At 33.4% G+C, this 21838-nt stretch carries 18 protein-coding genes; 10 read left to right on the forward strand and 8 right to left on the reverse strand.

Annotated elements, in window-relative coordinates:
- The first annotated feature begins 6 nt into the window (after positions 1-6).
- Positions 7-2235, forward strand: a complete 2229-nt coding sequence (locus ACEN2I_RS12485) for a glycoside hydrolase family 3 N-terminal domain-containing protein (protein ID WP_441766434.1) — start codon at positions 7-9, stop codon at positions 2233-2235.
- 99 nt (positions 2236-2334) lie between these two features.
- Here the strand turns inward: ACEN2I_RS12485 and ACEN2I_RS12490 are convergent, their stop codons facing one another.
- From ACEN2I_RS12490 to ACEN2I_RS12515, 6 genes are all read right to left on the reverse strand, one after another.
- Positions 2335-4884, reverse strand: a complete 2550-nt coding sequence (locus ACEN2I_RS12490) for a sodium-translocating pyrophosphatase (protein WP_441766435.1) — start codon at positions 4882-4884, stop codon at positions 2335-2337.
- A gap of 112 nt (positions 4885-4996) precedes the next feature.
- Positions 4997-5527, reverse strand: a complete 531-nt coding sequence (locus ACEN2I_RS12495; RefSeq protein WP_441766436.1) for an inorganic diphosphatase — start codon at positions 5525-5527, stop codon at positions 4997-4999.
- Positions 5528-5716: 189 nt separating this feature from the next.
- Positions 5717-6316, reverse strand: a complete 600-nt coding sequence (locus ACEN2I_RS12500) for a DNA-3-methyladenine glycosylase family protein (RefSeq protein WP_441766437.1) — start codon at positions 6314-6316, stop codon at positions 5717-5719.
- 56 nt (positions 6317-6372) lie between these two features.
- Positions 6373-7428: an acyltransferase gene (locus ACEN2I_RS12505; protein WP_441766438.1), complete on the reverse strand. Its 1056-nt coding sequence runs from the start codon at positions 7426-7428 to the stop codon at positions 6373-6375.
- Between the two features lie 47 nt (positions 7429-7475).
- Entirely contained in the window at positions 7476-9977 is a 2502-nt protein-coding gene (locus ACEN2I_RS12510; RefSeq protein WP_441766439.1) for a DUF5686 family protein, read from the reverse strand.
- 68 nt (positions 9978-10045) lie between these two features.
- A complete protein-coding gene (locus ACEN2I_RS12515; protein ID WP_441766440.1) occupies positions 10046-11023 on the reverse strand; it encodes a pyruvate dehydrogenase complex E1 component subunit beta in 978 nt (325 codons plus the stop codon).
- A 484-nt stretch (positions 11024-11507) separates the two neighbouring features.
- Between ACEN2I_RS12515 and ACEN2I_RS12520 the strand changes: the two genes are divergently transcribed.
- The 4 genes from ACEN2I_RS12520 to ACEN2I_RS12535 all read left to right on the forward strand — a co-directional run bounded on the left by ACEN2I_RS12520 (position 11508) and on the right by ACEN2I_RS12535 (position 15059).
- The gene (locus ACEN2I_RS12520; RefSeq protein WP_441766441.1) at positions 11508-12254 is read left to right on the forward strand and encodes an electron transfer flavoprotein subunit beta/FixA family protein; all 747 of its coding nucleotides are present in this window, start codon (positions 11508-11510) and stop codon (positions 12252-12254) included.
- 74 nt (positions 12255-12328) lie between these two features.
- Positions 12329-13297 carry an electron transfer flavoprotein subunit alpha/FixB family protein gene (locus ACEN2I_RS12525; RefSeq protein WP_441766442.1) on the forward strand — a complete coding sequence of 323 codons (969 nt, stop codon included), beginning with the start codon at positions 12329-12331 and terminating at the stop codon, positions 13295-13297.
- 166 nt (positions 13298-13463) lie between these two features.
- Positions 13464-14087 carry a bifunctional nuclease domain-containing protein gene (locus ACEN2I_RS12530; protein ID WP_441766443.1) on the forward strand — a complete coding sequence of 208 codons (624 nt, stop codon included), beginning with the start codon at positions 13464-13466 and terminating at the stop codon, positions 14085-14087.
- A gap of 120 nt (positions 14088-14207) precedes the next feature.
- On the forward strand, positions 14208-15059 hold the full coding sequence (locus tag ACEN2I_RS12535; protein WP_441766444.1) for a thymidylate synthase: 852 nt from the start codon (positions 14208-14210) through the stop codon (positions 15057-15059).
- Between the two features lie 34 nt (positions 15060-15093).
- Here ACEN2I_RS12535 and ACEN2I_RS12540 read toward each other — a convergent pair whose 3' ends face one another.
- The gene (locus tag ACEN2I_RS12540; protein WP_441766445.1) at positions 15094-15390 is read right to left on the reverse strand and encodes an isoamylase early set domain-containing protein; all 297 of its coding nucleotides are present in this window, start codon (positions 15388-15390) and stop codon (positions 15094-15096) included.
- A 239-nt stretch (positions 15391-15629) separates the two neighbouring features.
- Here ACEN2I_RS12540 and ACEN2I_RS12545 point away from each other — a divergent pair, with 239 nt between their 5' ends.
- The 4 genes from ACEN2I_RS12545 (at position 15630) to porT (ending at position 18466) form a co-directional block, all read left to right on the forward strand.
- Complete coding sequence (locus ACEN2I_RS12545; protein WP_441766446.1) at positions 15630-15974, forward strand: 2TM domain-containing protein; 345 nt, start codon at positions 15630-15632, stop codon at positions 15972-15974.
- A 12-nt stretch (positions 15975-15986) separates the two neighbouring features.
- Positions 15987-16469 carry a dihydrofolate reductase gene (locus ACEN2I_RS12550; protein WP_441766447.1) on the forward strand — a complete coding sequence of 161 codons (483 nt, stop codon included), beginning with the start codon at positions 15987-15989 and terminating at the stop codon, positions 16467-16469.
- 556 nt (positions 16470-17025) lie between these two features.
- Entirely contained in the window at positions 17026-17757 is a 732-nt protein-coding gene (gene ubiE / locus ACEN2I_RS12555) for a bifunctional demethylmenaquinone methyltransferase/2-methoxy-6-polyprenyl-1,4-benzoquinol methylase UbiE (protein ID WP_441766448.1), read from the forward strand.
- Position 17758: 1 nt separating this feature from the next.
- Positions 17759-18466 carry a type IX secretion/gliding motility protein PorT/SprT gene (gene porT / locus ACEN2I_RS12560; RefSeq protein WP_441766449.1) on the forward strand — a complete coding sequence of 236 codons (708 nt, stop codon included), beginning with the start codon at positions 17759-17761 and terminating at the stop codon, positions 18464-18466.
- Between the two features lie 9 nt (positions 18467-18475).
- Here the strand turns inward: porT and ACEN2I_RS12565 are convergent, their stop codons facing one another.
- On the reverse strand, positions 18476-19204 hold the full coding sequence (locus tag ACEN2I_RS12565) for a TrmH family RNA methyltransferase (protein WP_441766450.1): 729 nt from the start codon (positions 19202-19204) through the stop codon (positions 18476-18478).
- Between the two features lie 37 nt (positions 19205-19241).
- On the opposite strand from ACEN2I_RS12565, the gene tamL reads away from it, so the two are divergent.
- Positions 19242-21797, forward strand: coding sequence for a translocation and assembly module lipoprotein TamL (gene tamL / locus ACEN2I_RS12570; RefSeq protein WP_441766451.1), 2556 nt, complete (start codon positions 19242-19244; stop codon positions 21795-21797).
- Positions 21798-21838 lie beyond the last annotated feature (41 nt).

Consider the following 21838-nt stretch of genomic DNA (forward strand, 5'->3'; position numbering starts at 1 on the left):
AAAAAAATGAAAAGAATAACCACAATGACCCTGATGATAGTGTCCTTATTTGCAACGGCACAGCAAGAAACTATAGATCAAAAAGTCAATGTTTTATTGAAAAAAATGACTATTGAAGAGAAAATAGGTCAACTCAATCAATATACGGGTGACAACTCTGCAACGGGTCCTATTACCATAAATCCAAACAAACAGGCAGAAATCAAAGCAGGTTTAGTGGGTTCTATGCTAAATATTATCGGAACAAAATATACCAGACAATATCAGGAGCTAGCGATGCAGTCACGTCTTAAAATTCCGTTGTTATTTGGTCAGGATGTTATTCACGGATACAAAACTACATTTCCAATTCCCCTCGCAGAAGCAGCGAGTTGGGATTTGGAAGCTATAGAATTGGCAGCGAGAGTAGCCGCAAAAGAAGCCTCAGCAAGCGGCATTCACTGGACATTTGCACCAATGGTAGACATTGGTCGTGATCCTCGTTGGGGACGCGTGATGGAAGGTGCCGGAGAAGACACCTATTTGGGTTCTAAAATTGCTTATGCCAGAGTAAAAGGTTTTCAGGGTAATAAATTGGGCGATTTGAATTCGGTTATGGCCTGTGTAAAACATTTTGCAGCTTATGGTGCTGCAGTTGGAGGAAGAGATTATAACTCTGTTGACATGAGCGAAAGAATGTTGTGGGAAACGTATCTGCCTCCTTTTAAAGCTGCTTTAGATGCCGGAGCAGCGACTTTTATGAATTCATTTAATGATCTTAACGGAATTCCGGCTACCGGAAATGTACATTTACAACGAGACATTCTAAAAGGGAAATGGAACTTTCAGGGATTTATAGTATCAGACTGGGGTTCTATTGGAGAAATGGTTGCACACGGTTATTCAAAAGATTTAAAAGCCGCTGCTCTTTCTGCCATTACAGCCGGAAGTGATATGGATATGGAAAGTAATGCCTATCGGTATAATTTAGCCGAATTGGTTAAAGAAGGTAAAGTTTCTATTGATCTGATTGATGATGCGGTAAAAAGAATTCTTCGTAAAAAATTCGAGTTAGGTTTATTTGATAATCCTTACCGCTATTCAGATGGAAAAAGAGAAGAAAAAGAACTGAACAACCCCGAAAACAGAAAAGCAGCTCTTGAGGTGGCTAAAAAAAGTATTGTTTTGCTAAAAAATGAAAACGAAATTTTACCTCTTTCTAAAAAGGTAAAAACCATTGCCTTTATTGGCCCAATGGTAAAAGAATACAAAGCCAATATGGGTTTCTGGGCTGTTGATTTACCGGAAGTAAATTATGACAAATGGGTAGTTTCGCAATGGGATGGTTTACAAAATAAAGTTGGTAAAAACACTAAATTGCTTTATGCCAAAGGATGTGAGGTCGATGGAGATAATAAGAATGGTTTCGCTGATGCTGTTGCAAAAGCTAAACAAGCTGATGTTGTTATTTTAAGTATTGGCGAAAGACACAATATGAGCGGGGAAGCCAAAAGCCGGAGTGATATTCATTTGCCAGGGGTTCAGGAAGATCTCGTTAAAGCTATTATGGCTACGGGAAAACCGGTTGTAGTTTTGGTAAATGCAGGGAGACCACTTGTTTTTAACTGGACTGCTGATAATGCTCCTGCCATTTTATACACCTGGTGGTTAGGAACCGAAGCCGGAAATGCTATCGCAGATGTTTTGTTTGGTGATTACAATCCGTCTGGTAAGCTGCCTATGACTTTTCCTAGAGAAGTGGGGCAAATTCCAATTTATTACAATCATTTCAATACCGGAAGACCTGCCGCAAATGACGAGGCAACTAATTATGTTTCAGCATATATTGATCTGAAAAACTCTCCTAAATTCCCTTTTGGATATGGATTGAGCTATACCAAATTCAATTATAGTGATTTGAAATTATCTTCTGTAAAAATAAAAAATATGGAATCCATTAAAGTCTCTTTTCAATTATCAAATGTTGGAAAAGTAGCTGGAGAAGAAGTCGTTCAGTTGTATTTGCAGGATAAATTTGGTTCTGTTGTACGGCCAGTTTTAGAATTGAAGGATTTTCAGAAAGTAAACCTAAATGCCGGAGAATCCAAAACTATTGAATTCACAATTGACAAAGAAAAACTTTCTTTTTACAATAATACATTAGAATGGGTTGCCGAACCGGGAGATTTTGAAATCATGATTGGTACCTCATCTGCAGCTATTAAATTAAAATCTAGGTTTGAATTAGTTAATTAAAAATAGGTTTTAATAGAAAATGCCTCATTACTAAAAATTGTAATGAGGCATTTGCCTATTTATTTTTGTTTAAATCAGAAACTATGACAAAACTGTTTACTATTTGGCAGCCTCAATTTTTGCTTTAACATCTGCTTCTGTTCCTTCATAAACTTCTGTAGTTGTCTTACCATTTTCAGTTTTGGTAACGGTTCCAACAGTTACACCATTTGTAGTGGACAAATTAACCTCAACTCTATTTTTATCATATTTGGTTGTATCAAAACAATCTGTTTTTTGATGAACGTATTTCCCTTTCGCATCAAAGTGAGCCAGGCATTTTGCAGTTTCTTCGGCTGAACAACCTTTTTCTTTGCACATTTTTATACATTCTTCTTTAGTCATTCCTGACACATCTCCGCATTTAGAAACTCCACCTGCATGCATCTCCATTTTACAGCAAGAACCTTTTGCAGCAATATCGGATGGTGCATGTCCATCTCCTAAAATTGGCGCAATTACCAATCCGATCAAACAAGTTAGTTTAATTAAAATATTCATTGATGGCCCAGATGTATCTTTAAACGGATCTCCAACAGTATCTCCTGTTACCGCTGCTTTATGAGCATCAGAACCTTTATAGGTCATTTCGCCATTGATTAAAACTCCAGCTTCAAAAGATTTTTTAGCATTGTCCCAGGCACCTCCCGCATTGTTTTGGAAAACTGCCCAAAGTACACCTGAAACGGTTACTCCTGCCATATAACCACCTAACATTTCGGCGATTAACTGGTTGTTATCTGCGTAGACTAATTTTCCTAATAACACAATGGCAATCGGAAAACCAATTGTTAAGATTCCAGGCAGCATCATTTCGCGTAAAGCGGCTTTTGTCGAAATTTCCACACATTTTCCGTATTCCGGTTTTCCGGTTCCTTCCATAATACCCGGAATTTCCTTAAACTGACGGCGAACTTCATACACCATATCCATAGCCGCTTTTCCAACAGAATTCATGGCTAAAGCAGAGAAAACTACCGGAATCATTCCACCAACAAATAACATGGCTAAAACGGGTGCCTTGAAAATATTAATTCCGTCAATTCCTGTAAAAGTTACATAAGCTGCAAATAATGCTAATGAAGTCAAAGCTGCAGAAGCAATGGCAAAACCTTTTCCAGTTGCAGCCGTTGTGTTTCCGACAGAATCCAAAATATCAGTTCTGGTACGGACTTCTTTTGGTAATTCGCTCATTTCAGCAATTCCTCCCGCATTGTCAGAAATAGGTCCGAAAGCATCAATTGCTAATTGCATGGCTGTAGTTGCCATCATTGCCGAAGCCGCTAAAGCAACACCATAAAATCCAGCTAAAGCATATGAAATCCAGATTGCGGCTGCAAACAATAATACGGTTGGAAACGTAGAAATCATTCCGGTTGCCAAACCTGCAATAACATTTGTACCTGCTCCGGTTGAAGATTTCTGTACAATTGCCATTACCGGTTTTGTACCTAATCCTGTATAATATTCGGTTACTGATGAAATAGCCCCGCCAACCACTAAACCAACCAATGTAGCATAAAAAACACGCATGGAAGAAATATCTTTAGAACCCTCTCCGAAAAAACTCATTTGCATGGTTTCCGGCAACATATATTGTACTAAAAAGAAACAGGCAACTGCAGTCAATATAATCGAAACCCAGTTTCCAATATTTAAAGCTTTTTGTACCTGCGCTTCTTTGGCATTATCATCAGAAATACCAACCAGCATGGTTCCGATAATCGAAAATAGAATTCCGAAACCGGCAATTGCCATTGGAAGTAAAATTGGGCCAATTCCGCCAAAAACATCCTGAATGTTCCCACCCATATCTTTAATCACGTAATTTCCTAAAACCATAGCAGCCAAAACTGTTGCTACATAGGAACCAAATAAATCAGCTCCCATACCGGCTACATCACCCACATTATCTCCCACATTATCTGCAATTGTTGCCGGATTACGAGGGTCATCTTCCGGTATTCCGGCTTCAACCTTACCCACTAAATCAGCTCCAACATCGGCCGCTTTTGTATAAATTCCACCTCCTACTCTGGCAAACAAAGCAATTGATTCTGCGCCAAGTGAAAATCCTGCTAATGTTTCCAGAACAACAGTCATGGTTTCTGTATCTTTCCAAACGCCGCCAGACAAAAGATTAAAGAAAATGATAAAGAAACCCGTCAAACCTAAAACTGCTAAACCTGCCACTCCTAATCCCATTACAGTTCCTCCGCTAAAAGAAACTTTTAAAGCCTGCGGTAAACTGGTTCGGGCTGCCTGAGTAGTCCTAACGTTTGTTTTAGTTGCGATTTTCATTCCTATATTACCTGCATAAGCTGAGAATAACGCTCCAAAAATAAATGCAACTACGATTAATAAATGTGTTTTTACACCCGGAATAAAAGTAACTCCTGCTAAAGCTATACTTGCAATGATTACAAAAATAGTCAACAACTTATATTCGGCTTTTAAAAAGGCAAGCGCCCCTTCATAAATATGATCTGAAATCTCTTTCATTTTGCCGTCTCCGGCATCTTGTTTTAAAACCCAAGTCCTTTTTATTCCCATGAAAAGTAATCCAATAATTGCCATAAGAATTGGCAAATAAATCATAAATGCATTCATAATATTTTAATGGTTTTTGGTTAATAATCAACAAACTAACAAAACGAATTTAAACAAAAAAGCAATACTCTTAACGGAGTATTGCTTTTTTTATAAAATATGTGGCCTAAAATTATTTAATACTAAATAATCCTTCTGGTTTGTTTTCAATATCATTAAAACGCTTCGTGCACTCATCAATAATTGCAAAAGCTTCTTTTACATCTCCCCAACCTTCAACATCTACTTTTTTATTTTCAAGGTCTTTGTAAACCTGGAAGAAATGTTCAATTTCTTTAAGTAAATGCCCATTAATATCTGAAAGGTCATTTAATGAATTCCAGATTGGATCAGAAACCGGTACACAAATAATTTTTTCGTCAGGTCCTTTATCATCAGCCATATGGAAAACTCCAATTGGTTTTACTTCTATAACACATCCAGGAAAAGTTGGTTCGTTAATCAAAACCAATACATCAAGAGGATCACCGTCAAGAGCTAAAGTTTCCGGAATAAATCCGTAATCTGCCGGGTACATCATAGAAGAGAATAACATTCTGTCAAAACGCATTCTTTTGATTTCAAAATCGTACTCATATTTATTTCTGCTTCCTCTTGGTATTTCGATTAATACATCGAAAGTTGTTAGTTTGTCTGCGGTCATTTTTATTTTTTATTATTTCTATAATTTCTTTCCGATACTATTTAAATTTTGGTTGTCAGGAACCCACTTTTATTTCATCGGAATATTTTTTTATTTTTATGGGTTTCGGTTGCAAAAGTAACCAAAGAATCCTTTTTTACAATGAAAAACTCCATTAATCTGTGTACTTTTCTTTTAAATAACAGACAGTTAATACGTAATTTTCTTATTTCGCTTATTTAGGTAATAATGCCAAAGCAAATAGGTCGCATAAGATCGGTATGGACTCCATTGTTCCACATGAATTTCCATTTCCTGTCTGTCATGAATATTCAATAATTCTTTGATCGTATTTATGACTGCAATATCACCAAGCGGAATCAAATCCGGCTCCTGAAGACAAAACATCAAATAGATATCAATGGTCCAGTTTCCGATACCTTTTAACTGAATGAGTTCTTCCCGAACTTCTTTTGCCGATTTTGTGGCTAAACTTTCAATATCTAATGCTTTGTTTAAAACTGCTTCCGCTAAAATCTTAATGTATTTTGTTTTCTGGCGGCTTACACCCAAATTTCTAAACTCTTCATCTGGTAAAACCGACATTGTTTCGGGATTACATGTTGCATGGTTTTTAATTTTTAAGAAGGTGGCTTTCGCCGAATCTATAGAAACCTGTTGTTCGAGGATTAACAGTACCAAAGTTTCAAAACCCTGTGGCCGTTTTGGAATTGTCGGCAATCCATATTTCTCGATAATCTCCTGAAATATTGAATTCTTGGTTAATAAATAATCGATAGCTTCTTGCATAATAACTATGATTTAATCTTTTACAGAGCAGCTTATACCTTTATTTTTAAGACGTTCTATCCAGATATATATTTACCCAAAGGTAATTTATTGACTATATATATTATTGATATAGAAATTAATAAGCAAATTATAGTTACTAAAGGAATTCCAAATATGGGATTTATAAAATTATTATTTATTTTCACTATACCCATTAATCGTAAAACCAAAATATGCACTAAGTAGACACCATAACTGTATTCGCTGATAAAGGTTATAATTCGTGTAAAGAAAAGATTAGAAATTTTTACATTCTTAAAAAATATAAAAACTCCAACAGAGGCAATCAAAACATTTAAACTAGTGTCACTATAAAAATATTCCTGAAAACTATTATTCTCAACAGTTAAAAAATAAGTTCCTAATATCGTAATACTTACTCCTAAAATTATTAGAAAAATAGAAATCATTTTAATCGTTCCCTTACTAATTGTAAACTCTTTAATGGATAAATAATATCCTAAAACTATGTATCCTATAAATCCAGAAAAGTAAGTCAAATTTATATCCACCCTGAACTTTGACAAAATGGGCTGATTAATAAATAAGGTAAATAGCCAGATAAATATAAAATACAGGATTTCTTTTTCAGTTGCATTTTGAATCCATTTGCTCAGTATTGGAATAAAAAGATATATTCCGATTATCATATAAATATACCAAAGATGAAGTGAGCTACCGTTTTTTAATTTATTGATTAGCCATTTTATTATTTCAAAAAAAGACATTTCATTATTACCTCCAAAAATTTTAATGATTAATGAAAACAATGCGTAAATCAGACTCCAAAATAAAAAGGGCAGAACAATTCTTAAAAATCTTTTTTTGAGAAAATCATTCAATTCATATTTTTTTCCTAACAATAAAACTCCAGTAAGCATGACAAAAACTGGAACACAAAATCGCACTAAACTATCATAAATATTACCTGTCCACCAAATAGAATTAGAAATAGTTCCATATTCATAAAGAATGTCTGCTGTAACATGCAGAAAAATTACACCGATTGTTGCTACAACTCTTAAATTAGTTGTCCAGGATAAATTATTAGTATTTAGGCTTTCCCTCATAAAATTTTATTAATTATAATAATGAAAACTAAGAATCAAAATGACAACTAGAAATAAAACCCAAAAGATCCTTTTACGGCAAATTTAGCCGCATCCGGCATATTCAAATAATTCCCTCTCCATGAAAAATCAATTCTGAAAACTTTAAAGATATTTCCGATTCCGGCGTTATATTCCCAATACACATTTTCGGGTGCATTATATGGGAGTCCGGAAGCATTTATCGCACGGTTTTCATCAGAAATGGTTCCATGAACTGCTCTGACACCCACAAATTCTCTCCAATTTAGTTTTCGCATAAATGGAATTCTCGCAAACAATCGTCCGCCAAAATCATGATTCCATTGCAAAGTTGTATATTGATCGGTAACAAATTCATAAAAATTCAGGTTACTAAACGTATTTTCGATTGTAAAATAAGTCTGGTTTCCTGGAATAACACTCATTAACCCTAACGGAATTGTACCAAATGTTTTTCCGGTTTCCAGAATAATATTTGATCTTCCCAAAGGTCCAATAATAATGGGCTGTTTGTAGTATAGTTGTATTTTTTCGTAAGCAAAATTACTATTTAAAACTCCTTTTAAACCATAGCTGAAATTCACAAAGAAATGGCTATAAGGACTATCAACAAGGTCCCGTTCTACACCAAAACCAATAGTTTTACGGTTTGGCATAAACTCAAATTGAATATTAGCCTCAGATTGTGTTACTTTACTTTCTATAATGCCATCCGGATTTGAAGGACTAGGTAATGTTGTATAATAATCCAGACTAAAAGTAGTAGAAGCTGATTCTAATGTTCTGTATGAAAGGCCCGCCTGAACAACAAAGTTTTTCAAAGGCTCCATTTCAGCAGAAACATTACTCAGATTGATACTGGTTAATTTTCCGTTGCTTCCGGTTGTAAACAATGCAGAAGAAGCAAAACTTCGTCCTAAAACATCGTTTGTTGTGGTTAGACTGGCTCCTATTTGTTCAATATCACGCCTGTTTCCACCGGAAATAATAAATCTTTTTTTCTTATCAAGCATCCATTTCCCGGAAACTCCATATTTAAATTTATTATCATCGAAGCCATAAGCGGTATAAGCTTGTATACGCCAAGGGTCGTTTGGTCCAAAATAAGTTCTTCCTCCAACTCTTAGTCTCAAACCTTCAACTTCATTATAACCAAATGTGGAGAATATAGGACCATAGTCGAAGTTTTTGAATTCTATATAACCGCTTCCCAAAATGGAAACCAAATTATACAATTGCTTAAATTTCTTGACAGTCTGTAAAGTATCCAGCATTTTATAAATGCCTTGTTCGTCTTTATTTAGTTTCTCAAAACGATTTTCATCCCAAAATTCATCTGGCCTGTCATAAACAGCATTGTCAATATAATTGACTTCTTCTTTATAAAATTTTTCAGGTTTTGGAATATTAAATTTATGCCCACGGTAAAGTGTAGTTCGTTTTCCGTAAACCCCTTTTGATTTTTCTTTTTTGTTTAAGGCAAAATCAGACATCATATAATCACGGGTTAAAAGGAAAACCGAATCGTTTTCTACCTCAAATTCCTGTTCGATATAAATATCTTTTACCCAGTTAATATTGGCACTTTTAGTAACACCCATATTAATTTTTTTAATGGCAAATGTGGAGTCATTTACCCAAAAATCTCCTTTAAATGTCAGTTCGTTTTTACGTCTTGGATAGAAAACAATATTATAACACCACTTTTTATCAATGTAAGCACTGTCTTTCAAAACATAATTATATACGTCAATTCCGGTTTTTGAAAGTGGGCTTGTGAAACTTTTATCAAAAAATTTCAAGTGATTATCGTAAATATTATAGTCTGAATAAAGGTCTTTTACAAAAGATAAAATCTGTTGATTTCCATTAAATCCGGAGGTTTTGCTTCCGGTAATATTTTCTTTTGTTTTCTTTAATTTATTATCTCCGTATACATCATAAACCGATTCGTTGATAAAAATTGGCAGGTAGGTTTTTCCGGTAACATCTGAAGTATCAACATGATTGAAAACAAACTCCATTCCTTTGAAGAGTTTATTTTTCATAAAAGCACTGTCGATAGTGTTCATATCAAACTCGACTTTTTCGTACTTCTGCATTTGATATTGATTGAATTGATAAAGTCCGTTTTTACGCTTTCTTTCCCATATTTTTCTCAAAATATCCAATGCCGGATTATTCTTTTTTGATGTTTTACCAGTAAAAATCACGACTTCATTCAATGCTTCCGCCTCACTTAAAACAACTTTAAAATCATAGTTTACAGCTTTTTCTAAAGTAACCTCTTTATCCGAAAAACCTGCAGAACTAATAATTAAAGTAGTATATGTGTTGGGTGATTCTAAATAAAAACGGCCATCTTCATTAGAAACTATTCCGGTATTTGATCCTTTGAAAACAACATTTGCAAACGGAATAGGCTGATTGGATTTGTCCATAACAACTCCACTCACTTTCGTTTGTGCAAAGACAATATTTGCGAAAGCAAATACAAAAAACAGGCTGAGTAAAATTATTCTTTTCATATTCCGGCAAAAAAAAACTCCATCAATTAACTATGACTGATGAAGTTTTATAAGTATTGTTTAATTTACTATTTGTACATTACTTTCTTTACTGCTTTTACTACATCAGCTGCATTTGGCAACCAGTCTTTTAGTAAAACAGGAGAGTAAGGCGCAGGAGTATCTGCAGTTGTAATACGCTGAATTGGCGCATCAAGAAAATCAAAAGCTTGTTCTTGTACGATATAGGTTATTTCAGATGAAATACTTGCAAATGGCCACGCTTCTTCTAAAATTACCAAACGGTTTGTTTTCTTAACTGATTTTAAAATCGCTTCATTGTCCATTGGACGAACGGTTCTTAAATCGATAATCTCACATGAAATTCCTTCTTTAGCTAATTCATCTGCAGCGATAAAAGCTTCTTTGATGATTTTTCCGAAAGAAACGATAGTTACATCTGTACCTTCACGTTTAATATCAGCAACTCCTAGTGGAATTGTATATTCTCCGTCCGGCACTTCACCTTTGTCACCATACATTTGCTCAGATTCCATAAAAATTACAGGATCATTATCACGAATGGCAGATTTTAAAAGTCCTTTTGCATCATAAGGAGTTGAAGGAACGATAACTTTAAGACCCGGAGTGTTAGCAAACCAGTTCTCTAAAGCCTGAGAGTGAGTAGCTCCTAATTGACCTGCAGAAGCAGTTGGTCCACGAAAAACGATAGGCACATTAAATTGTCCACCTGTCATTTGACGCATTTTAGCAGCGTTGTTTATAATTTGATCAATACCAACTAAACAGAAGTTGAAAGTCATATATTCTACAATTGGTCGGTTACCGTTCATTGCAGAACCTACTGCAATTCCTGTAAACCCAAGCTCAGCAATTGGAGTATCGATTACTCTTTTTTCACCAAACTCAGCAAGCATTCCTTTTGAAGCTTTGTATGCTCCGTTGTATTCTGCAACCTCTTCGCCCATTAAATATATGGATTCATCGCGACGCATTTCTTCGCTCATCGCTTCGCAAATGGCCTCTCTAAATTGTATTGTTCTCATAGTTGTATATTATGTTCTTTTTTCTGATGAGCAAAAATAAATATTTTAAATAACTTAAATGCATAAATTGAGTTTAAAATAACAGTAACTTCTCCTTCTTCTTTCACTTTTAACTTTTTAAAATTTATTGTGATATTTAGAAACAGATAAACAGACACTTTTCTTCACTAAAAGATATCTCATAAAAACTCGATTTTATTTTTCTATTCCGAAAACATGTGAAATTATTTTCTATGAAAATTCAATAACCAAGTATTAATTTCCTGTTAACAAACATCTTACATTTTTAAAACTCAAAAATATGCCAAGAATCAATATTAGTCAAAGAAATGTTATTTTTATTTTTATCTAAAATAACATGCAAAAAACCAATAATTTTCGAAATCGTAATAGTTTTTAAAAATATTATGCATGCATAGTATAATTATTCCAAATTAAATTCTAAATTTGTAAAAGGAATTAAATAAATATAAAATATATACTTATGAAAATATTAGTTTGCATCAGCCATGTGCCTGATACTACTTCAAAAATTAACTTCTCCAATGGTGACTCAGAATTCGATACCAACGGTGTACAATATGTAATTAATCCTAATGACGAGTTTGGTTTAACGCGTGCAATTTGGTTTCAGGAACAACAAGGCGCAAATGTTACTGTAGTAAATGTTGGAGGACCTGACACGGAGCCAACTTTACGTAAAGCATTGGCAATTGGCGCAAACGAGGCAATTCGCGTAAACGCAAACCCAACTGATGGTTTTTTTGTTGCAAAACAATTGGCCGAAGTAATTAAAAATGGCGGTTACGACTTAGTAATTGCCGGAAAAGAATCTTTAGATTATAATGGCGGAATGGTTCCTGGAATGATTGCAGGAATTTTAGGTTTTAACTTTTTAAACTCTTGTACTTCTTTAACTGTTGACGGAAATAATGTAAAAGCTGTTCGTGAAATTGATGGTGGAAAAGAAACGGTAAGCACTACTCTTCCTTTAATTATTGGCGGTCAAAAAGGTCTTGTTGAAGAAAAAGATTTGCGTATTCCGAACATGAGAGGAATCATGACAGCAAGAACTAAAGCTTTAACTATTTTGGAACCAGTTGATGCTCCTGTAAATACAAAAGCAGTAAAATTTGAAAAACCAGCTCCAAAATCAGCAGTGAAATTAGTTTCTCCTGACAACTTAGATGAATTAATCAGTTTATTACACAACGAAGCGAAAGTAATCTAATAATCAGTTTTAAGTCCCAGTTTAAGTTTATGAACTTGAAACCTGAAACTTAAAACTTTTAAATAAAAAACATCATGTCAATATTAATATATGCAGAATCTGCAGAAGGAAAATTTAAAAAAGTAGCGTTTGAATTGGCTTCTTACGCTAAAAAAGTAGCCGAAACTTTAGGAACTACCGTAACTGCTTTAACCGTTAACATTAACGATGTAAGCGACTTATCTAAATACGGAGTTGACAAAGTACTAAAAGTAAACAACGATAAATTAGCCGGTTTTACAGCTAAGGCTTACGCCGATGTCATCAAACAGGCTGCTGAAAAAGAAGGCACAAAAGTAGTTTTACTTTCTTCTACAACAGATAGTATTTATCTTTCATCATTAGTTGCAGTTGCCTTAAATGCCGGTTTCGCCTCAAATGTTGTTGGACTACCGGTAAGCACTTCACCTTTTCAGGTAAAAAGAAATGCTTTCTCAAACAAAGCTTTCAATATTACAGAAATCAGTACTGATGTAAAAGTTCTGGGTCTTGCTAAAAACTCTTACGGAATTTTTGAAAGTGCAGGAGCTGCCACTGAAGAAGATTTTAATCCATCAATTGGAGACAATGATTTTGGTGTAAAAGTAGAATCTGTAGAAAAAGTTTCCGGAAAAGTATCTATAGCAGATGCTGATATCGTAGTTTCTGGCGGACGTGGATTAAAAGGCCCAGAAAATTGGGGACTAATTGAAGATTTAGCGTCTGTTTTAGGTGCTGCAACTGCATGTTCTAAACCAGTTTCAGATTTAGGATGGAGACCTCACAGCGAACACGTAGGACAAACAGGAAAACCGGTTGCAACCAATTTATATATTGCAGTTGGAATTTCAGGGGCGATTCAGCACATTGCAGGTATCAACTCATCAAAAGTAAAAGTAGTTATTAATAGTGATCCTGAAGCTCCTTTCTTTAAAGTGGCTGATTATGGTATAGTTGGAGATGCGTTTGAAATTGTTCCTAAATTAACCGAGAAACTAAAAGCTTTCAAAGCACAACATTCTTAATTTAAGAAATTCTCTATAAAAATATAGCTGCCTAAAAACAAGATAATCGTATCTTTGTTTTAGGTAGCTTTTTTGTTCCATAATTTTTGATTAAAATTGCACCTTTATTTTCCAATCAAAAAAAGTATTAAAATGAGGCATTAACTGCCCTTTTTTAACCATAAATATGAGTCTAGTAAAATTATCCATAAAAGGAATATCATACAGTCAAACTCAAAATGGCGCTTACGCCCTAATTTTGAATGAAGTTGATGGCGAAAGAAAATTACCAATTGTTATTGGCGCTTTTGAAGCCCAATCGATTGCTATTGCATTAGAAAAAGAAATAAAACCTCCTCGACCATTAACTCACGATTTATTTAAAAACTTTGCAGAAAGATTTGATATTGTGGTTAAACAGGTCATTATTCACAAACTTGTTGATGGTGTTTTTTATTCAAGTTTAATCTGCGAAAGAGATAAAATCGAAGAAATTATAGATGCCAGAACATCCGATGCTATAGCGTTGGCACTACGTTTTAGCGCTCCGATTTTTACTTATAAAAACATTTTAGATAAAGCCGGTATTTACTTAAAATCGAATACAGCAGATACCGATCAGGGAGCTCAGGAAATAGATGATGTCCTTTCTAATCCTGAAACTTTTGGACACGAAGAAGAAACCAACCAGTCTGGAGATCTTTATGCCAAACATAGTTTACAAGAGCTAAACGAACTTTTAGATCAGGCAGTCTCTCAGGAAGATTATGAAAAAGCAGCAAAAATTAGAGACGAAATCTCGAAACGTTAGGCATTTACGCTATAAGCTTTAGGCAATAAGCTCAAAGCATGAAAGCAAAAGAGAAATTAAAGATCAAATGTAAGCATTAAGCAAAAGCTTGAAGCCTACAGCATAAAGCTTAAAGCAATTATGAAACAGTATTTAGACCTAGTAAAACACGTTTTAGAAAACGGCAATCAAAAAGGAGATAGAACCGGAACAGGAACTAAAAGTGTTTTTGGCTACCAAATGCGTTTTGATTTAAGTCAAGGTTTCCCAATGGTAACAACCAAAAAATTACATTTGAAATCTATAATTTACGAATTACTTTGGTTTTTAAAAGGTGATACCAATATTAAATATCTTCAGGAAAACGGAGTTAAAATTTGGGATGCATGGGCAGATTCAAATGGAGATTTAGGTCCTGTTTACGGACACCAATGGCGCAATTGGAACAGCGAAGAAATCGATCAGATTTCTGAATTGATTACCGAATTAAAAACAAACCCAAATAGCCGCAGGATGCTTGTTTCTGCATGGAATCCATCTGTCTTGCCAGATACAAAAAAATCATTTGAAGAAAATGTATCTAATAATAAGGCGGCTTTACCTCCTTGTCATGCCTTCTTTCAGTTTTATGTTTCAAGTCCCGATACTGAAAAAGGAGAGAAAAAAGGCAAACTTTCTTGCCAATTGTACCAACGAAGTGCTGATATCTTTTTAGGAGTACCTTTTAATATTGCATCTTATGCATTGTTAACCATGATGATTGCTCAGGTCTGCGATTTAGAATATGGTGAATTCATTCATACTTTTGGTGACGCACACATTTATAACAATCATTTTGAGCAATTGGAATTGCAATTAACACGCGAACCAAAACCATCACCAAAAATGATTTTAAATCCTGCAGTCAAGAATATTTTTGATTTTGATTATGACGATTTTACCCTTGTTGATTACGAACCTCATGCTGGGATAAAAGGAAGCGTTGCCGTATAACAAACATAAAAATCCGCTGAATTAAGCGGATTTTTTATATTACTAAAACACTATTTTCACTTCCTGCAAAATCATTCCATTTATAAGAATCTGCCTCAGGATCATTTACATACATGCCATCAATTACATACTTAAACTCGTAAATAGTATCTTTTACTAAGTCATAAGTAGCTTTAAAAGTTCCGTTTTTTAACTTGCTTAAAGTTCCTTCTTCGGCATTCCAATTATTAAAATCCCCAACTACAGCAGCAGAACTAGCATCTTTCGCTTCAATTGCAAATGTCACTTTACAAACTGGTTTCGTTTTTATAAATTGTTTTTTTAAAGACATAACTGTTTCATTTTTAGTTTTATACACTCAAAGTTCGCAAATTCATTTGAGTAAACAATGCTTCAAAATGTGATTTATGATTATAGCAATCAGAAGTATTTTTTTTATATTATCGCCATTTTTAAGCTTTTAAATTTTTAAATTCGGATTTACAGTCAATTTTTGAACAAATATTATTTATCCAAAATGGTGAATTTTCAAAATAAATTATAACTTTATAATCTTATTTTGAATTAATTATGGAAAAAGAAGTTCATGAGCAATACGAGTATGCTCGTAAAAGAATCAGACAGAAAAAAGTATTATATTTTCATTTTGTCCTTTTTCTGTTGGGAAGTTTATTTTTATTTATAGCGAATAGATTTTTTGGTTTTAGCATTGGAACAGAACAAAATTGGTGTATTTGGATCATTACTTTATGGTTTTTTGTGTTTATTTTACACTTCATAAAAATCTATATAACGGATAGATTTATGAATAAAAAATGGGAAAGGGACCAAATTGACCGATTAGTTGCTCTCCAACAAAAGAGAATCAATCAATTAGAATCTTCTATCAATGACAATCCTGAAAATATAATTTAGTTTTAATATACTATGCTAATAATGATAGCGGCTGTTGCCGAAAATAATGCCTTAGGCAAAAAAAATAAATTAGTTTGGCATCTGCCAAATGATTTTAAAAGATTTAAATCTCTAACTACTAATCATCATATTATAATGGGGAGAAAAACTTTTGAAAGTTTCCCAAAACCTTTACCTAACAGAACACATATTGTAATATCACGACAAGAAAACTATAATCCGGGAGGCTGTATTGTAGTTGGCAGTATTGAAAAAGCGATTGCTCTTTGTCCTGAAAATGAAGATTCATATATCATAGGAGGTGGAGAAATTTACACTTTAGCCTTACAATATGCTGATATAATTGAAATAACACGTGTTCATCATACTTTTGAAGCAGATGCGTTTTTCCCTAAAATCAATGAAAAGGAATGGCAGTTGGTAGAATCTGAAGCAAACTTTAAAAACGAGACCCATCTTTATGATTATACTTACGAAACATACATTAAGAAATAAAAAAACATCCTCAATTGCTTGAGGATGTTTTTATTTAAATCCAATGATAAGAGCAATGACCTACTCTAGAAACAGTATTTGATAACATAAAATAAAAATTACAAATATTAAAAATACTCCTGAAAGGAATATGATAACATTTGATATTTTTTGAGAGTACATCTCAAAAAAACCCTTAATACCAAATACCACGAAGGTACTAAAGGCAAAGAAAATTAAAATTTCCAAAAACAAATTTAATCCTAAGAACGTATTTTGCGCTTTAAATATAATACTGCTCTCAAAAACAGCACTTTCAAAACAGCCTACAAGAACAAATGAGATGCTAAGCACAAGAAGCACCCATTTGATTTGGGTCATTGTATCTCTATTTATCATTGAAAAAATATTAACATTTTTACAGATGCTAAATTGACCAATAAATACTTCACCTACAATACCCACTTTTAGTGATTTTACAAAATAATCTCTACAAATCTGAAAAACATTTTTTATCGTAATTAAGAAACACAATTGCAGTTAAATACTTTATGTTATATTTGCGTAAATAAAAAAAATGTCTGAAAAAATAACTCCGTACAAAAACTCAACATTAGGCAAAAAAGAACAAGTTGCACAAATGTTTGACACTATATCAGGAAACTACGATAATTTAAATCGTGTAATTTCATTTGGAATAGATGTAAAATGGCGTAAAAAAGTTTTAAAAATAGTTTCTGACTCAAAACCAAAGATCATACTTGACATTGCTACCGGAACCGGGGATCTTGCTATTTTGATGGCAAAAAGCAATGCCGAAAAAATTATTGGTTTAGATATTTCTGCGGGAATGCTCGAAGTTGGGAGAAAAAAAGTGGAAGAAAAAAAACTTTCAAATAGTATTGAGTTAGTCTTAGGGGATTCTGAAAATATGCCTTTTGAGGATAATTATTTTGATGCTATTACAGTTGGCTTTGGAGTTCGAAATTTCGAGAATTTAGAAAAAGGCTTTGCTGAAATTTTAAGAGTTTTAAAACCAAACGGTGTATTTGTAATTTTAGAAACATCAGTTCCAGTAAAAACACCATATAAACAAGGATATCGTTTTTATACCAAAAATATACTTCCAATTATAGGGAAATTATTCTCTAAAGATAATTCAGCTTATGGATATTTATCAGAATCTGCTGCTGTTTTTCCTTATGGAGAAGCCCTGAACAATATTTTGAGAAAAATTGGGTTTATAGATGTTGTGGCTATGCCTCAAACTTTTGGAGTTGCAACCATATATTCTGCTTCTAAAAAATAGTATGAAAAAAACAGTAGTCTTAATTTTATTAGTATTATCGACACAAGGATATTCTCAATTTGCTAAAAGTATGTTTAGCAAAGATCCTATTATTAATCTGGAAAACTGGCAAAAGCAACGTTTGTACTTTGGGTATTATTTAGGTTTTAACAGCTTTGATTTTAAATTTGATTACAAAGAAGTTACACAGGATATTCAGGTAAAAAAAACAACAGGATTTAATGTTGGGGTTGTCGCAGATTTAAGACTGCAGGAATATGTAAATTTACGTTTTGAGCCAGGTTTATACTACACAAAACGAGATTTATATTTTCCTAATTTCACTTCAGAAAATGACTATTTAAGAGAAGTCAACAGTACATATATTCATTTTCCGTTACTATTAAAATTTTCATCTTTACGTACCGGAAATATCCGCCCTTATTTAACAGGGGGATTTTCTACCACTTTAAATTTATCCAGTAATTCAAAATCTAAGGATGATAACTTTGAAGGTACATTTAGAGTTAAGCCATGGAGTTATGCTTACGAAATTGGTTTCGGGATTGATATTTTTTCTGAATATTTTATATTTTCACCTTCTATCAGAGGTATGTTTGGAATAAGTGACGAACTAATTCGTGATAACCCAGGTCAGGCAAGTCCCTGGACAGATAATATAGATTCAATGAAATCGAGAGCGATTTTAATAAATTTTACTTTTCATTAAAACAAAAACTTAACTATTTCGTTTAAACTCACTAAGAACAATAGCAGTTGCGGTGGCAACATTTAAACTTTCGGTTTTTTGTAGTTTACCAAATCTTGGAATTGTGAGTCGGCTTGTTACTGTTTTTTCAATCTCTACAGAAATACCATTGGCTTCATTGCCCATGATAATGATTACGTTTTGAGGCAAATTAGATTGATAAATGTTATCCCCATTCATAAAAGTTCCAAATACAGGCAATTTTGCGTTTATTATAAACGATTTCAAATCAACATAATTTACATTTACTCGTGCAATAGACCCCATCGTAGCCTGCACGACTTTTGGGTTGTAAATATCGACAGTTTCTTTTGAGCAAACAATTTGTTGAATTCCAAACCAATCGCAGAGCCTTAAAATGGTTCCTAAATTTCCTGGATCCCTTATATCATCCAAAGCTAAAAGTAAACCGGAGTCGATTACTTTTTTTTCGGCAGGGATTTTGAATACAGCCAAACATGTATTTGGAGTTGAAAGAGCACTTATTTTTTTAAGTTCTTGTTCTGTAATAGAAATGCGTTTTGAAAATTCAACTGTTTCAAAATCATTTTGCGTAGTGAACAAATGTTCTAATTCAAAATTGGATCGTAACAATTCCTGAATTACTTTTATTCCTTCGGCAAAAAATAATCGATTAGCAAAACGTTGCTTTTTTTGATGTAAACCTGATATAAGTTTTATTTGGTTTTTACTAATCATAAAATAATGTACTTTTGAATTAAATATTAAAAAACACTTGAAAAAGATTTTTACAAAAATAACAGCATTTATTCTAATAGCAATACTTATTTGCGCTTGTAATGCTGTGAAAAGAGTTCCAAACGGAAAAAACTTACTTACAAAAAATGACATTATTGTAAACGGTAAATCTACAAATGATGAAACCGCTTCTAATCAGATGTATCAAAAGCCAAATAGTAATTTGTTAGGATATCGCCTGCGTTTAAATTTATATAATCTGGCAAAATTAAATCCTGATTCTTCCTATCAGGCAAAATTTAAAAACAACCCAGGCAAATATGAACGTCAATCCAAAATATTATCTGCTAAACAAGTTGATCGTCTCGGGCAATCTTTTTTATACAAAGGAATTCATGAATTCTTAAAAAGAACCGGTGAAGCTCCTGTAATTATTGATACTTCAAAAACTAAAAAAACCTTACTTCGCTTAAAATCTTATTATTTTAACAATGGTTATTTTAATGTAGCAACTACTTATGACATTGACAGCGTAGGGTATAAAAAAGCAAAAATCAATTACAACATTACAACAGGGCCTGTCTACACTTTAGATTCAATTATAGCCAGTATTAGTACTCCGGCTTTAGATTCATTACATAAAAAAAACCCCGAACCTTCTGTTTTAAAATCAGGTAATCAATTCAAAACCAGTGATTTTGAAGAAGAAAAAAATCGAATCACTACCTATTTTAGAAATCACGGAGCTTACTATTTTCAGCCTACTTATGTTACTTTCGACGTAGATACTATTGGAAAAAAAAACAAAGCCGATATAAATTTAATTATAAAAGACAATAGCATACAAGAAAAGGATTCCAGCAGAACAGAACCTTTTAAATTGTATAAGATAAGTGACGTTAATATTTATACCGATTATTCTCCTGCCCGTTCAAAAAGTCAAATTAAGGACAGTACGACTTACAACAACTTTAATTTGTATAGTTACGATAAATTAAAATACAAACCCCGCGCGATTACAGATGCCATTTTTATCACTAAGGGAGGCACTTATGCTGATTTTAGAACCACTCTTTCATCACGTTATTTAAACAACCTGAAAATTTTTAATTATCCATCTATACAATATGAAGTTGACAAACGGGATTCAACAGCGCAATCACTAATTGCAAATGTTTATTTAACGCCAAGAAAAAAATATAGTTTTGGAGCTACTTTAGATTTAACCCATTCTAATATTCAGGATTTTGGAATAGGGGCCAGCATTTCAGAAACGATTCGAAATGTATTTAACAGAGCTGAAACCTTAGAAATTTCAGCACGTGTAAACGTCGGCTCTTCAAAAGACATGGCCAATCCTAATAATAATTTCTTTAATGTTTCGGAATACGGAGTTGACATGAAACTTAATTTCCCTAGGATTCTGATGCCTTTTGGTACTGAGAAAATTATTCCAAAAAGCATGATTCCATCTACATCCATAGCGGCAGGTTTTTCTAAACAAAGAAACATTGGTCTTGACAAAGAAAACTTTACTGGCGGCCTGTCCTATCTTTGGTCTCCAAAAAGATATAATACTGCAAAATTAGACTTACTGAATGCACAATATGTACGAAATCTAAATCCAGACAACTACTTCAGAGTTTATACCTCTTCTTATGATGAATTAAACGGTATTGCTGACGTTTACAATACAAACCCTAATAATATTGACAGTAAGGGAAACTTGATTATAAACGAAGGAACTACAGGATTTACAAATGATGTTTTGACAGGTAATACTGTCTTATCTCCACAAACTAATGAGTACCAGAATGTAGAAAGCATTGAAGAAAGAAGAATTAGACTTACTGAAAATGACTTTATACTGGCTACCAGTTATACATTTACTAAAACGACCAAAAAAGATTTAGCTGATAATACTTTTTATCAATTTAAAACCAAAATAGAATCAGCAGGTACTCTATTATCAGCCATTTCAAGTTTGGCAAGTTTACCTAAAAATTCAAGTGGAAATTACGACATATTTAATCTGGAATATTCAGAATATATAAAAACCGAATTTGATTATATCAAACACTGGGATTTTGGAAAAGAAAAAGTATTAGCTGTCAGAAGCTTTTTTGGTATCGCAATTCCTTTTGGAAATTCAGATTATATTCCTTTTTCACGTAGTTATTATTCTGGAGGATCCAATGACAATCGCGCATGGCAGCCTTATGCATTAGGTCCCGGAAGTACAGATGCTGTCAATGACTTTAATGAAGCTAATATGAAACTTGCCCTTAGTGGTGAATTTAGGTTCAAAATTTTCGGAGATGTTAAGGGCGCAATTTTTGCAGACGCCGGAAATATCTGGAATGTACTTGATAATGTAACCGATGAAAAGGCAAAATTCTCCAGCTTAAACGATTTCGAAGAAATTGCTTTGGGAACAGGATTTGGTTTACGTTATGATTTAAGTTTTTTTGTTATTCGTTTAGATTTAGGCTTTAAGACTTATAATCCGGCGCATGAGCCGGGTGACCGTTGGTTCAAAGAGTACAATTTTGGGCACTCGGTTTTAAATTTTGGGATAAATTATCCATTCTAATGCTAATTAATTCTTATTTTTGCAACCTAAAAACCTAAAAA

It is taken from the genome of Flavobacterium sp. W22_SRS_FK3 (assembly GCF_052113665.1).
Lineage (GTDB): Bacteria > Bacteroidota > Bacteroidia > Flavobacteriales > Flavobacteriaceae > Flavobacterium.